The sequence below is a fragment of the Neobacillus sp. 19 genome, from assembly GCF_049463095.1.
Lineage (GTDB): Bacteria > Bacillota > Bacilli > Bacillales > Cytobacillaceae > Neobacillus.
On record NZ_JBMPZU010000031.1, the window covers coordinates 12,173 to 27,034 of the forward strand.

General features: G+C 42.7%; 11 protein-coding genes. 8 read left to right on the forward strand and 3 right to left on the reverse strand.

From position 1 onward, the window contains the following. Window positions 1-11 precede the first annotated feature (11 nt). From ACO1D1_RS09115 to ACO1D1_RS09150, 8 genes are all read left to right on the forward strand, one after another. Window positions 12-314 carry a WXG100 family type VII secretion target gene (locus tag ACO1D1_RS09115; protein WP_149871680.1) on the forward strand — a complete coding sequence of 101 codons (303 nt, stop codon included), beginning with the start codon at window positions 12-14 and terminating at the stop codon, window positions 312-314. Window positions 315-372: 58 nt separating this feature from the next. Beyond that, entirely contained in the window at window positions 373-675 is a 303-nt protein-coding gene (locus ACO1D1_RS09120; protein ID WP_149871679.1) for a pore-forming ESAT-6 family protein, read from the forward strand. A gap of 84 nt (window positions 676-759) precedes the next feature. Next, window positions 760-2,031 carry an FHA domain-containing protein gene (locus tag ACO1D1_RS09125; RefSeq protein WP_423335667.1) on the forward strand — a complete coding sequence of 424 codons (1,272 nt, stop codon included), beginning with the start codon at window positions 760-762 and terminating at the stop codon, window positions 2,029-2,031. A 98-nt stretch (window positions 2,032-2,129) separates the two neighbouring features. Next, complete coding sequence (locus tag ACO1D1_RS09130; RefSeq protein ID WP_423335668.1) at window positions 2,130-2,918, forward strand: PP2C family protein-serine/threonine phosphatase; 789 nt, start codon at window positions 2,130-2,132, stop codon at window positions 2,916-2,918. After that, complete coding sequence (locus ACO1D1_RS09135; protein WP_423335669.1) at window positions 2,915-4,870, forward strand: protein kinase domain-containing protein; 1,956 nt, start codon at window positions 2,915-2,917, stop codon at window positions 4,868-4,870. The genes ACO1D1_RS09130 and ACO1D1_RS09135 overlap by 4 nt, the downstream gene beginning before the upstream one ends. Window position 4,871: 1 nt before the next feature. Continuing rightward, window positions 4,872-5,480, forward strand: coding sequence for a hypothetical protein (locus ACO1D1_RS09140; protein ID WP_423335670.1), 609 nt, complete (start codon window positions 4,872-4,874; stop codon window positions 5,478-5,480). A gap of 15 nt (window positions 5,481-5,495) precedes the next feature. Then, window positions 5,496-6,224, forward strand: a complete 729-nt coding sequence (locus ACO1D1_RS09145) for a hypothetical protein (RefSeq protein ID WP_423335671.1) — start codon at window positions 5,496-5,498, stop codon at window positions 6,222-6,224. Between the two features lie 52 nt (window positions 6,225-6,276). Continuing rightward, complete coding sequence (locus tag ACO1D1_RS09150; RefSeq protein ID WP_423335672.1) at window positions 6,277-9,984, forward strand: Ig-like domain-containing protein; 3,708 nt, start codon at window positions 6,277-6,279, stop codon at window positions 9,982-9,984. A gap of 80 nt (window positions 9,985-10,064) precedes the next feature. Here the strand turns inward: ACO1D1_RS09150 and ACO1D1_RS09155 are convergent, their stop codons facing one another. From ACO1D1_RS09155 to ACO1D1_RS09165, 3 genes are all read right to left on the reverse strand, one after another. Then, a complete protein-coding gene (locus ACO1D1_RS09155) occupies window positions 10,065-11,579 on the reverse strand; it encodes a vWA domain-containing protein (RefSeq protein ID WP_423335673.1) in 1,515 nt (504 codons plus the stop codon). 204 nt (window positions 11,580-11,783) lie between these two features. Further along, on the reverse strand, window positions 11,784-13,589 hold the full coding sequence (locus ACO1D1_RS09160; RefSeq protein ID WP_423335674.1) for a hypothetical protein: 1,806 nt from the start codon (window positions 13,587-13,589) through the stop codon (window positions 11,784-11,786). Beyond that, window positions 13,586-14,854 (reverse strand): TRAFAC clade GTPase domain-containing protein, encoded by a 1,269-nt coding sequence (locus ACO1D1_RS09165; RefSeq protein WP_423335675.1) that lies wholly within the window; start codon window positions 14,852-14,854, stop codon window positions 13,586-13,588. Before ACO1D1_RS09165 ends, ACO1D1_RS09160 begins: the two co-directional genes overlap by 4 nt. Between the last annotated feature and the right edge of the window lie 8 nt (window positions 14,855-14,862).

A 14,862-nucleotide genomic window follows, 5' to 3' on the forward strand; every position in this document is an offset into this window, starting at 1 on the left:
AGGTGATAAGGATGGCTAGATCAATTATGGTAGATCCTGCAAAGCTTGAAAAAGCGGCAACAAGCATTGATCAACAGGCAGCTGATTATGAGAGACTCTATAAATCTTTGTTTACAGAGGTTGAGGCGATGGGTGCTGCATGGCAAGGGGCCGATAATCTTGCCTACGTAAACCAAATTAAAGGCTTCACGGATGATTTCATGAAGATGAAGACAAAGATGGATGAGTTTTCTCATTTCCTAAAAACATCGGCAAAAACATATCGCGACACGCAAAATGAGGTTATTAGCGGTGCAAAGCGATTATCGAACTAATTTATCCTTTTCTGCAACGGTGTTGGGAAATGAATAGTGAAAACAGGGGGTGTATACAATGACGATCGAAGGAGTTAAAATTTCGCTTGGTGAAGTCAGTAAAACGGCCAGCCAAATCAGAAATTTAAACAATAACTTGTATGTGAGATTACAAGATATTAAAAAAGAAATGAATGCACTGTCGCAAACATGGAATAGTGATGCGTCCAACACAATTCGTGCGAATTTCAATACGTTTTCTGCCAGATTTGATACCTATCGTGATGTAGTGGAAAGCTACTCCAAATTTTTGGATGTGACGGTCACTAATTACGATGCAACAGAAGCAGCGATTAACAATAATGCAAGTCAATTTAAGTAATCGCTAAACCCTCGGAAGGGCAGCCGCAGATTCGCGAACTGTCCTTCCAAGACATTGTAATCCAACAGAAGGGATCGGACAGCCTTGATCAAACAAATTGATTTAAATTTGGAGAATTGCCGTGAATATTTATTTTTTAAGGTGAACAGCGATGTAGAAGTGGCAAGGAATGAAATTGGCTTGCTGGAAAATAGTCAAGTCTTCGGTTTGTTGTCTATGGTTGTCATCGAAAAAGAGAAAGATATTTTTTTTAGATATGATTTATCTTCATGGGAAAATATTAAGCCATTGTTTTTTAAAGGATTTTCAAAGGAACGATTATACAAATTTCTTATACATATAGCCGAAACCATGATTCATTCAAAAAAAATCGGTTTGCAGCTTAACAATATCATTTCTGATAAAAGACATATCTATATTGATCCATTATCAGGAAGACCGTTATTTTTCTACTTGCCGATTAAAGATAATCGCTATGAGACCTGCACGGTAAAGGAGTTTTTATTGAGTTTGCTGTGGATGGCACCGTATGACGAGGATGATGATTTACACTTCTTTATGGCCATTCATAATTATCTTGTTCGTGCGGAAGAAATTGATCTGCAGGATTTTAAGGGAAAATTAGAGATGTTTGCCCATATCAATGAATCGGTGGGGTTGATCCCGCAGCAAAATAACGTACCTAAACAGGTACTTGAAAAAGCTGCTTCTAAAAAGCCGGCTAAAAAAAGTCTGAGTTTTTACAGCCCTGGGAATGCTGAAGTTCTTCTTGAAGATCAAAATGAGGTCATGTCAACCAATCATAAAAGTGTGAAGATGGATAAACAAACAGGCCAGAAGCTTGAAATTGAGGAAGAAATTCAGTACAAGAGGGTGACAAGAACAGAGTTCGGGGAAAATGATGCATCATTTGAAGCGGCTGCCACGATTGCGGGAACACAAATTAATATTGTTCCAGGCAATAATGGAAAGGGGATTGCCGTCGAAATTGATTATCAGGATGAAGGAACAACGGTTTTAGGTGTGGCCGATTTAGGAACCACCACCTTGGGGCCTTCCAATCCGATGCCTTTCTTACTTGCCCTCGCCAATAATGAGAAAATCGTGATTTCCAAAGAGATATTTAAACTTGGCCGCGATGCAAAAAATGTCGATTATACATCCTCCAATAAAGCGGTTGGCCGTGTTCATGCCCAGATTCTAACGGAGGACGGCGAATACTTTTTAAAGGATAACCGCTCGACAAACGGAAGCTTTGTGAACGATATTAAGCTTGCCAAGAATGAAAAGGTCAAAATCAGACACGACGACAGAATCACACTGGCGAACGAAGAATTTGTATTCAAGATGTTTTAAAAATTAGCTGTATTAAAAGCTTTAGTGATTGGAGTGGAAAGCGAAGCGCATGGAGCTCCAATCAACCAGTAATACTTCGTAAGAAAGGCGGTGAGTGCATGTCTTTTCAAGTTGCTTACCATACTGACGCAGGAATTAAAAAGAAAACCAATCAAGATGCTTTGCTGCTTAAAACAGCCAAGACACCAAAGGGCCGTATCGGCCTGTTCATCGTATGTGACGGAATGGGCGGGCTTACGCAAGGAGAATTGGCAAGTGCAACCGTGATTAGAGGGATGTCTGACTGGTTTGAAACGGAACTGCCAAAAATCATTCTTTACGGCCATGAGCAGATCGAGACAGAAATCAGACAGCAATTAGCAGCCTATGTAAAGGGGCTTAATCGAAAAATCTTGGAGTATGGGGAAACGGCAAGCCTGAAGCTGGGGACAACCATCACCGCTTTATTGATTGTGAATACCAAGTATTTTCTTTTGCATGTGGGCGATAGCAGAGCCTACCAGATTCACGAGGATCTTCTTCAACTAACGAAAGATCAAACGCTGGTGGCCAGGGAGCTTGAACGCGGCAATATTACTGAGGAACAGGCAAAAGTCGACCCGCGCCGCAATGTCCTGCTGCAATGTGTCGGTGCATCCCCGGGCTTGGACCCTGTCATAACCGACGGTGAGGTGAAAGACGGGGATTTGTTCATGCTGTGCACGGATGGCTTTTACCATGAAATCAGTGAGGACGAAATATTTACCCGCTTAAATCCGGACCATCTATCCGGTGAGGAGCAGATGAAGGAGACGGTCACAGGCCTTGTTGAGCTGGTGAAGAAACGCAAGGAAACCGATAATATCACTGTTTTAATAACGAAAGTAACAGCAGGTGATGCGCCTTGATTAAAATCGGCACGATTATTGATGAACGCTATGAAATTTTGAAAGAAATCGGCCGCGGCGGAATGAGTATTGTCTACCTCGCCATGGATAACAGGCTCAAGAAATCGCTTGTCGTCAAGGATATCCGCAAGCGGGCAAACAAGGACGACGATTTGCTTGTCAACAGTCTTGTCGTTGAGGCGAATATGCTCAAAAGATTAGACCATGGCGCCTTACCTCGGATTTATGATGTCATTGACCGCCAAGGCGAGATTTATGTAGTAATGGATTATATTGAAGGTGAATCGCTGAAGGAGAAGCTGAAGCGTGAAAATACAGCTTCCGCGCTTGAGGTGATTGATTGGGCGAGGCAGTTAAGTGATGTGCTTGGCTACTTACATACACGAAAGCCAAATCCGATTATTTATCGCGATATGAAGCCAGATAATATCATGCTGACTCCCGAGGGGAAAATTAAGCTGATTGACTTCGGAATCGCCAGGGAGTTTAAAACAGAGAATTCTACCGATACCACAAATCTGGGGACAAAAGGGTATGCAGCCCCAGAACAGATATCCGGCAAGCAAACAGATGCGAGAACAGATATTTATAGTTTAGGTGTGACCCTTTACCATTTGGTGACGGGAAAAACCTTGAATGACCCGCCATATGAATTAAGGCCGATTCGCACCTGGAATTCGGCGCTGCCAGAAGGTCTTGAGCATATCATTGCAAAATGTACCGCGGCTGAACCGGATGATCGATATCAAAGCTGTGAAGAGCTGAGCTACGATCTTCTGAATATCAACAAATTAACACAGGGATATAAACGAAAGCTCTGGAAAAAATTAGCGGTATTCTTGATCCCGGCCGTACTGTTCCTTGGATTTGCAACGACTTCTGTCATGGGCTATAAAGGAATGAAAAATGAACAGCTTCAAGATTATATGAGTTTAATCAACGAGGCTAACGGCTATATCCAAAATGGCCAGGATCGGGATGCCATTAAACTTTTAGAACAGGCGATTAAGCTCGATAAAGGCAGGGCAATGGCCTTTAATAACTTACTAGATTTGTATATTCAAAGCGGCGAAGCGGATAAGGGCCTATCGAATATTGAACGATATATCGATGAGGGGTATGGCAATATTGATAAAAATAGTGAGGTTCTGTTTAAAGTTGGGATGACCTATTTTGATGTGGAAAAGGACTATTTCCGGGCGCAAGAATTTTTTAATAAGGTTGATCAAAAAGTTAAACCTGAAGTGGAGTACTACAAGTCATTAGCGCTGACGATGGGAAGTTTAAACATCGACTATAAAAAGTTTGCTAAAGTACTGGATGAATTTGAAAAATACAATGATAAAACCCGCAATGATGCGAAAAAAATTGATAATTACAATTCTTTAGCGAATATTTACCTGTCGTATAAAGCGCAAATCCCTGATGCCAATACGAAGGCGATTCAATTAATTACCAAGGCAAAAGATGTTCTCATCAAATTGGATGATGACTTTTTAGCCGATAAATATGTGAAGGACTTTGAACTGAAATTAGCACAAGCTTATTACAGTAAGGGAATCAATTCCAAAGATAAAACAGCTGCAATTTATGATTATGAGGAAGCAATCCGCCATTATACCAATCTCCTTGGAGGCAGCGAAGAAATCAAGCAAGAAGAGTACATGCTGAAAATCGGGACAATCTATGAGGAAATGGACAAGCGCGGGCAGGCTGCCGAACAATTCGAGCTGACCATCAAGCAGTTTCCCTCCAGTCTCAATGCTTATTCAAAACTAGGAAACTTACTGCTTGATATGGAGCAAGCGAAGGAAGAGTCACTTCGAAATTATGCAGCAGCGTTAAGGGTGTACGAGAAGGCATCACAATTAAAAGGTGCGGCTAAGGATGAGAGTTTTATCAAACTGACAAGAAGGTACATTAATTTGAATTTGGTAGGGCAGGGGGGATAATGTGGAATATCAAACAATCTTTTATGGCGGCTTAGCCGGAGCCATCCTCTCGCTAATTTTCTCTATTATTCTGTATATTAAATTAAATATTTCAGAGGTAATAGAAGATTTAACAGGATTTAGTTTCCACAAATGGGCCAAAAAGCTGCAAGGTCATTCCCGCTCTAAACAAGTTCAGCACAATAAGCCCATCACAAGGGAAATCCAGCCGCGCCGCGATGTCGAATTAGAAGTGGCAGTCTCGGGCAGCGTTGCGGCGACAGAGCTTTTGACGGCAGAAGAGGCATCTGCCGCTTCTGTTGACGCTACGGAGCTGCTAGGAGTAGAATCCGGTACCAGCGATTCTACTGAATTATTAGGGGTGGAGCCAACCACCGGCGATTCTACTGAACTATTAGGAGTGGAATCCGGCGCCGGCGAACAAGACGAAACGGAGCTATTAGCGGAACATGCAGCAGCAACAGAGTTATTATCTGCGGAGACTGGCGACGAGACGGTGTTGTTAAATGATGTGTTGGAGGAGACAACTGTGTTAACGGAGCCTGCTTCTGACAGTAAATTTATGAAAGAACTAGACGTGGTCATCGTACAAACGAATGACACCATATAGAAGGAGATAATGAGGATGGGAGAACTAATCAATAAAAGCTATAAACATAATAAATGGCTAGTATGGACTAGCTTTACCATCATCCTGCTTCTCTTTGTCCTGTTGTTTACTCAGCATGTATTATCGCAAAACGAGACGAGCAGATATATCAAGTTTAATGATAAAACTTGGGATATGGATAAAGATCCGAAGCCGGAATGGTATACGAACCAAAAGGACAACGTGACGTTTACAGTTGATCTGAAAGAAGATTATCAAAACTATCTTAGCTCCATTGAAAAGCCTGATGAAGCAGGAAAAGAAGATCCGGCATCAGATCCGGCATCAGATCCGGCCGCCGAACCGGCCCCAGAACCGGCTCCAGAACCGGCACCGGCCGATGTGGAGCAGCCCTTTAGCATAAACGCATCTTACGATGGAAAAGGCGCAAATGCCATAAAGGTGAGCAAAATTCTTGATGCAGCGGCACAGTTTCATGGCGAGTATAAAGTAGAGATTACGTTCCCTTCCAAAGGTGACAGTCAGTTAGACGTGGCCATGGATTTTGCTGAAAATTCATGGGGGTTTACTGCAAAGCCGGCCGCGTTCAGCATTAAAAGAGATACGGTTAACCCTAAGATTACCCTTTCTGGGATCAATAAATCAGTCTACACCGATAAAGACGGCCTTGTCGTCTTGAATCTCGAAGTAGAGGGAAGAGAATTTTTCTCAAGATGCTGTATCCGTCCTCGTTGTTCTCGATGAGGAGGGGGAAGGGGAACAAGCGGAAATTACTTGGGATAAAACAAATAACCGCTTGGGCCGTGTGATTTTCCCTCATTCCGGTAAATATGATGTAACAGCATTCCTCCACGATCAAGCCGGTAATGAAAGTGAGAAGAAAAAGGTTTCCTTTACTATTAATAAAGGCGAGCCAAAAATGTCAGGCTTCGACCATGATGGTTTCTATCATCAAGATGTGACCGTTAAGTTTGAGGATGACGGAGCGATTACCAAGGCAACAGCAAACCTGGTCAGAACACATAATGGGGAGAGCTTTGATCATGTCGTTGATTTTACCCCAAAACGATTTGGTTTCTTTAAACGCTTTGCCAACTTGACACTGACCGAGGAAGGGCATTACGAAGGAACGGCAACCATTACCGATAACCAAGGGGTGGAGTTTACCTATCCAGTGTCCTTTACAATTGATAAAAGCGCACCGGCCATTGCGGTGACAGGTGTCGAACATAATCAGAAATATAAAGAAAAGAAAACAGTTGATATCAGCCTGACGGATGACAGGCAATTAAATGTTGAGACCACTGTCATGACGCTGGCTAAAAAGTCGATTGGCGGCAATACAGAAGCCATCTCCTTGACGCCAAGTTTTGCCGCTGACAACAAAACGGCATCATTTAAGCAAGAGATTGAGGATGGCATCTATGAATTGACGATTGTAACCAGCGATATAGCCGGCAATAAGACCGCTCAAAAGGTCCAATTCACCATCGACAGCCAAAAGCCAGTACTGGAAGTCTCAGCAGGCGGAAAAACGATAAAGGATCAGCTGTACGTTGATAACGGAAGTTTTTCTGTTAAGGCTGCCGATTTAACATTGGATATGAGCAAAACACTGCTTATGTTAAATCAAAAGGCTATGGCACTGAAAACGGATGAATCGCGAACGATTGCCACATTGAAGAATAATGTCACCCTGGAGGACGGAGATTATGAGCTTTCCTTCAATTCGGCTGATGGGTTGGAAAATAGTGATTCCATTGGACCGCTCACCTTTGTGGTTGACTCAAAGGCTCCGGAAGTATCGCTAACAGGGATTGAGCCCGCTGCGTTTGTAAAAAACGGAACAGTAACAATTCAGGTTAAGGAAAAGAATTACCAAACCAACAAGGTTACCTATAAAGTTGAAAAACGAGCTGCGGATGGCCAGTTTACTGACTTCCAAGATGACCGATATCCAAAATGGGAAAATACAGGGGAAACTTCAACAGCCGCACTTCCATTTGGTACTAGTGAGAAGGCAGACAGCAGCTATGACGGGGAATACCGTGTGACGGTAACAGTGAAGGATGCGGCAGGACATGAAGTGGCGAAAACAGTAGACTTTACGATTGATGCTACAGCACCGGTAGTGGATACTAGCCTGAGTGCCGACTTTAATGGCAGCCGTTATGGGCAAAAGGGAACCGTGTCCATTCTTGTCAATGAACTTCAGACAAATTTTGAGATAAACGATGTTAACATTGATGTTAGAAGAAAATCTGGTGGAGACTATATGCCAATCGGCAATGTAACGGGAACATGGACCCAGAGTCCGGCAAGTTCTGTCTATACCATTAATTTTGCCCAGGAAGATGAGCAAAACGAAGGCGATTATCAAATTATCATCGATGCCAAGGATAAGGCGGGAAATATCGCGGAACAAAAGTCTATCCTATTTACGATTGACCATACGCTTCCAGTCGTAAGCATTGACCCCGTTTTCACGGATAAGCGCTATTTTAATAAAAATACGGATTTTCAGTTTAAAATCAGCGACACCAACCTGCAGTTGACGGGCAATGAATTATCCGTCCTGAAGGATGGAGTTCATTTTTCAAAAGCCGGACAGCTGAAATGGCTGGCGGGAACAACCGATACCGGTGTTGGTGCATATACATTCACCGAGGATGGAGATTATTCCGTTACCCTCGCATCTACTGATAAAGCAGGCAATGCGGGCTTACAAGAAAAACGGGAGTTCATCATCGACCAAACTCCTCCGCAATTAACGATAACGGGCGTAGACACAAAAGCGGCTAATCACAATTATTACCCAGAAGTGAAAACTGTTTATGCTGCTGTTGAAGACCGAAATTTTGCGGCAGAGGATATTGAGCTTACGGTAACAAAGGATGGCAAGGCTATTTCGTTTGGCGGTTGGAAGAAGATCTATCAAACAACGAAGGTAACCAAGGTACTTTTAGTAAAATCGCATGTAACGAAAACGTTAGCCGAAGATGGAAACTATACGATTTCACTAGGCTTGACGGATAAAGCCGGGAACCGTTCGATGATTCCGCCATTTGGCTTTACGATTGACCAGACAAAACCAACCATTGATATTCAAGGCGTTGACCAAAATGCATTTTATAATATCGATAAAAAAGTGGATGTAACCATCAAGGATAAAAATCTGAAGCTGAACACGATTAAGGTGACAAGAGATGGCAGCAGCTACAACGCTGGAGGCTTCCGTGTCAGCGGTGAAACAGCAGCGCTAAGTCATACGTTTAGCAACGAAGGAAAGTACGAAATCGTGGTCGAAGCGGTTGACCAGGCGGGCAATAGTTTTAGCCGTTCGGTCGTATTTACGATTGATAAAACGAAGCCAGTGATTACACCTAAGTTCAAGGGTGAGAATCGCGTCATCCAAAACGGGCAGTACATTAACAAAATTTTCACGCCGCAATTTGTGCTCGACCAGTCCGAGGATTCGATTGTCTCTGTTACCCTAAACGGTGGTGCGGACATTAAAAATCAGATCCCGACAGCGGCGACAGAAATGGAGTACCGTTACCATGTTGCTGCCAAGGATAAAGCAGGCAACGAAGCAACATTGGATATCAGCTTTATATTGGATACGACAAGACCTATATTAAATATTAAAGGGGTCGTGGATGGCTTCTTTAATAAAAATATAACACCGGTTGTTACGTTTTCCGATCTGCATCTAGATGATAACAGGACATCTGTTACCCTTAATAACCAGCCTTTTAAAAAGGGACAAAAGCTTGATGATGAAAGGGATTATGTATTAAAAGCGGCCATTTACGATAAGGCGGACAATGTTCATGCAAGAACGGTTGTCTTTACGATTGATAAATCGGCGCCTGTGATTAGTTTTAAAGAGCCAATCACTGATCAATATTTTAATAAGAATCTTATTCCTGATTTGCTGATTAAAGATATGAGCGACTATGATATTATTTCCCTGACTTTAGATGGAGAGCCGTACACGATTGGGACTCCAATCGAAACGGAAGGGAAGCATGTTCTTTACTTTGAAGTCAAGGATAAGGCAGGAAATATTAAACAGTTGAGTGTCGAATTTATTATTGATAAGACGAAGCCAAAGGTCGTGTACGAGGGTGTTAAGAAAAACAAGAAGTACTACGAAGCGGTAACAGTCGGAATCCGTCTGGAACATCCAGAAGATACGATAACATCTATCACAGTGAATGGCGAATCATTTTCTGGTGATGCGATGACAAAAGATGGCGCCCAAGTGATAAAAACGACGCTAAAAGAAATCAAACCGTATGAAATTAAGGTAGTCGCATCAGATAAGGCAGGAAACGAAAGTACCTCGACGATTCCATTCGAAATTGTCGAAAAGAGTGCGCTCGTTAAAGTTTACGAAAACAAACCACTCTTTGCCGGAAGCATCGCAGCAGGAGTGCTTCTCTTAACAGCGGCCGGGGCCTTCATTTTCAGACGCAGGAAAGTTGTAAAAGACGAATAGAGTAAGAAAAAGCAGCTAAAAAGCGATGGATGTCTATTTTGATTAATAGAGTCCATCGCTTTTATTTTTGAACATTTCTTTTAACTGACATTTGCAATATAAATGGATTTGTTTACATCAGCTAATCTAATCCGCATCTTGTCATTGCGTCTTAACCTGTGACCGGATTCAGCATCAATCGTGACATCGCCCATTTCTATTTGGACCTTTGTTTTATTAATAAACAGTAAGGTATTATCCGTGATCGGAACAAAGGTGATGTGATCCGTCGCTTTGAATTCCGGTTCAAGCAAGAACAGCTGATTGAGACAGAATTCTCCTTTAAATGCTTTTAACTTCTTAATCTGTGGATTTGTCCATTCCCCTGTCGACTCATCCTTAATTTCAATAATCAGCTGACCGCTAAACCCGAACCTGCTTTTCTTGCGTTTTGCTATAATTGAGATGATCACTGCTAGTAGAAAGACTCCTGCCAAAGCGATGGCAAGATACAGCCATGGGAAAGGCTGCCATTCTTCCGCTGGGTTTTTATCTGCCGCTAATGGTGCAGGATCTGCCGGGTCACCTGCTTTAGCTTCTTGCACGAGCGGGGTATTTTTTATTGGTAAATCATTGTTAAAGACGAGTTTGATTTCTACTTTATCTTCTGGGTATCCCTTGACCTTAAGTATCCAATCACCTTGGGCAGGGGCCATTAATTTTAACACGGAGTAGTTCTTGGATGTGGTCAGTGGAAACTTTTCGGAAGGAATGGCCTGTTCCTGTCCTTCCGGATCAACTAATTTCAATTCCACTGGCTTGCTTGACACAAGCGAGATGTTTGCTTCTAATACGTTTTCGTTCGGAATGGTGATTTTTATATCTTGAAATTCTTCCTTTGCGACAACATCATGGATTGGGACGACTTTTAATTTCAAATGATCGGCAAAGATCTCACTTAAAATTCCCGGAAGATCATTGGCATTGCTTGTCTCAAAAAATTTCCCGGTTGTGCTCGCGGCAATCGTTCGGAGTAAATCCTTGTTCAGCTTGCCATCCGCATTTAACCCAATTACATAAATCGGGTAACCCTTAGATTTGGCATCAGCCACTGCTTTTTCGGCTTGCTCGTCGGCTTCCTTGGCTGTTTTACCCTTGGATTTGTCGGGGTCATTGTTGCCATCTGCAAGCAAGACAATTAATGGAGAATATTCCTTTTCGTGGCTGGCATCTAAAGATTTCACTGCCTCCGTCAGTCCAACAGACATATCGGTATAAGGATCATATCCTAATCCATCAATAAACGCTTTTATCCCTTGTTTATCCTGTTCTGATTGGATTTTGACGATGTCCTTTTTGGCAAGAACATCATTCCCGTAGGCAATGACACCAATTTTATCCCCCTTAACGGATGACATATCCACAAACATTTTCATCGCTTCATTGCTGATTTTATTTGGGTCACTGAAAAGCATAGATTTACTGATATCAACGACCATTACCGCCTCAATTCTCGAAGAAACATATTCAGGCTCTACCGCATGAACATGAACAGTCCCGATGATCCAGAAAAGAAAGGCAGCTCCTGCTAAACTATTAATCCATTTTTTTACCATCTATCTACACCCCCACTGGCACACAGCTTCTAAATGTTACTTTCTATTTATAACGATATTTCGTTCGTTATATAATACTATTTTACCACCTAAAGCAAATATAAACGAACAATATTATCGACATAATTTTTGGTAGAAAAATGAGCATCCCATAAGGAATGCTCGAATTACATGTAAGAGAACATAATCCTGCTTCGATTCCCGTTAAAGGGAAGCTTTAATTTTTTTAAAGAATTTAACCACAGGGCTGGCCGTTTCCGCTTCTACTTCCTTTAGCAGTCGGTTAAGGCCGGTAAGGCTGATGGATTGTAATTCTTTTCGGAGCGTTTTATCTTGCCATATCGACTGTGGATGACAAATGAGATAATTTCTTAATGGCCCCCTGTATCCGAGTTCCATGTCGACGAGCATAGCGTTTTCAATAATAAAGGACAGCAGCGTTTTGTCATTGTGATGTTTGATTACGAAATCTAATACAGCTTGATAATCAACAGTGTCATCCTCCGTTCCAAAAGCGACTAGTAAAAGTGGAAATTGATCTGGGGATAGATTGTTTCGCAGTCCCTTTTGAAGGAACTCCCTAACCTGATATCGTGCTGCTAACGTTAACGGTTTTAGGTCGATGAAACCGGCTTGTGAGGGAGAGGTGAGCAGCTGGTATAGGGCATGGAGGCAGGCATGGGTATCCCGAGCCTTCCCCTCTGGCAGGTAAGGTTCATGTCGAAAAACTTCACCATACAGCATGATGTCCTGAAAAGTCAATTCCTTCAAATCGATCGAACGCAATAAGGCCGCCTTAGAATGTTCAAGCAAACCTGGGATGGAGCGAAGTTCCTGAAGAAGTTCCTCTGCCCGGACGGCTAGTTTCAACCGTTCTTTCATATATAACTCGAGCAGGGCATTATCCTTTAATAGATTCAAAAAAAGCTCAGCCAAAGCCGATTTCTTATGATAATCAGTCTGCAAAAATATCCGTAAGCTTTGCAAAAGTTCTAGTTTATTTTCTTTATATAAGGAGAAATCATTATTGTGTATGATCAGGTACATGGCCGTCAGCTGATCATAGCTTGCCGGTTCTAGCTTTTGCACTTCTGCAAGTCCGGACAACGCCATTTCCGCAAACGCAAAAAAATCATTGGCGTGCCTGGATTCAGAAAAATGGCGAAAGGCATGATTGACAAACGTATGGTGCTCAGCAATTACATCTGCTCCGGAAATTCGGTCCATGGCAAATTCAAAAATGTATTGGTTCTTCAAGAAGCGATTCTCCACGGGCAGCGTTCCCGGTTCATAAAACACCACATGGATGCCATTTTTCGCCTCAGGCTTACTGGTAAACGTAAGTGAACCTAATTTCCGCCGGTACTCATAGGGGAGATAGTGAAAAAGCAGCTCCAGCAACCTTAGGGCGGATTTCGAATACTCTTCAATCGGCACATCCAACGAGATAAACACCTTTTTCTTCCCGCTAATCGAAGCCATGACGGCATATAGCACCTGTTTGAAATGTTCCTCCGAAATCTTTAAGGAGGTCAGAATTTCATTTTGGTTAAAAGAAATATCTCTGACAGCATAATCTACGGCATCCAGTTGTGGGAGGACCTTGCCGCGTCCAGAATTATAGGAAGTTTGAAAGCCGTTCATATGAAACAGCTTCTCCGGCTCCTTCAGCCATTCATCTTTAAGCGAATGTGGAATAATAAAATGGTGGATGAAATATGTACTGCGCTGACCAGTAAAATCAGCCGGGACAAACACAGCCTGGCCGATGACCAGTTCACCGCTTTCCGGCTGAAAGAATGTCACGGCCCTGGGGTACCGGTCTGCATCTTTTTCTCCGCGTTCCGTTAATGTTTTGGGTGGATGATACAGACAGAACGGATGCAATATTTTTTTCACAAAGCCATGATCAAGACCTTTGGAAACGGCAATGGTGTCATATCCGTCAGTGGCATGAAAGATTCCGCCGCGTTCGCGTGTATAAAGCTGCTGCTCGATTTTTTCACTCACTGACTCGTTCTCCCTTCAATATAACCCAGTTTATAAAGCAGCCATATAAACGGCTCATCGACACGGACCGGACTAATAATGCCGTTGACCTGCTGGTCGACAGGGTTACTGCCGAGGGCTGACACAGCAAAATAGGAGGTATTCTTAAAATACACTTCGAGGGCATTCACAAACGGCGTATCGACCTTTACTAAAAACCTCCTTATTTCTTCGTTGATATTTTGATATTCAGCCAAATCGAGACAGCCGCGATGGGAGACATGGCGGAAAATGTTACTATTCGTGCGAACGTATTCCCCGTCATCGTGTTTTAAGGCATGCAGGAGATCGCTTTTTGTTAATACCACTGCAGTAGGGATCTCTGTTTTGCTGTTTTCAAGATGGGCAATAAAATCACCGAACAGGGAAACGACGACCTCACGCGGCTCATCCCCTTGGCTAACGATTTTTCCGGGTTTTTCGCCCAATTGGTGAATCAGTTTTTCGCGAATCATCCGGATTTGCATCGGGTCCACCAGGAACAGAATGGCTGCGGAATTTTTAATATGGGCCGCATGAAGCTTAAGGTAATCCGGGTCTGTCATTCCTTCGCCGGCCACATCGAAAAAGACGAGCGTAAGCGGCGCTTTGTCTTCATTTCTAAAGATAAATTGAAAAATAAACGGCTCCTGCCGATTGGTTTTATCTGTTGATTGTAAGAGAGTTCCATGTTCAAATAAAGGAATTTCATAGCTGCTTCGGAAGCGTCTGCTAATCTCAGTATCGAGCGGAATACATGCAGCATCAAAATTGTTGGCTGTTACGTGCTGCAACGTATGAATCAAGGAGGTCATATATACCGATTTCCCGACAGATGTAGCGCCGACAATGGACAAAATATTACTTGGGTGCCTTCCGGCTGTGACGGGAAGGTCGTTATGACAGAAGGGGCAGAGTCGATTTCGGGTCACTATCGCATATTTATCGGAAACCCCCATTAAAATACCATCCGTGTATAGCTTATTTTCATCAAGAACACGTGAAGGATCGATTACAGCCTCAATATCATAGATCGGTGCCAGCCCAAATTTTCCACGATAGTGATTTAATAATTCATCCTCCTGAAGCGCAAAATCCTCATCATCATCAATGTGGTGGGCTGCACGAAAAACGACATCCCCATGGTGAAATTTTGCAAAACAGTACGGACAGACAATATCATAAAAGCGTAACCGTTCCTTTGCCGGCTGCTTTTTATCAAAGATCCGTTTTAATAATGCGAACATATCACTGC

Excerpts from the sequence above, each read along its gene's own strand:
- ACO1D1_RS09130 (WP_423335668.1), top strand. The coding sequence starts at position 2,130 with ATGTCTTTTCAAGTTGCTTACCATACTGACGCAGGAATTAAAAAGAAA.
- ACO1D1_RS09115 (WP_149871680.1), top strand. The coding sequence starts at position 12 with ATGGCTAGATCAATTATGGTAGATCCTGCAAAGCTTGAAAAAGCGGCA.
- ACO1D1_RS09165 (WP_423335675.1), bottom strand. The coding sequence starts at position 14,854 with ATGTTCGCATTATTAAAACGGATCTTTGATAAAAAGCAGCCGGCAAAG.
- ACO1D1_RS09155 (WP_423335673.1), bottom strand. The coding sequence starts at position 11,579 with ATGGTAAAAAAATGGATTAATAGTTTAGCAGGAGCTGCCTTTCTTTTC.
- ACO1D1_RS09145 (WP_423335671.1), top strand. The coding sequence starts at position 5,496 with ATGGGAGAACTAATCAATAAAAGCTATAAACATAATAAATGGCTAGTA.
- ACO1D1_RS09120 (WP_149871679.1), top strand. The coding sequence starts at position 373 with ATGACGATCGAAGGAGTTAAAATTTCGCTTGGTGAAGTCAGTAAAACG.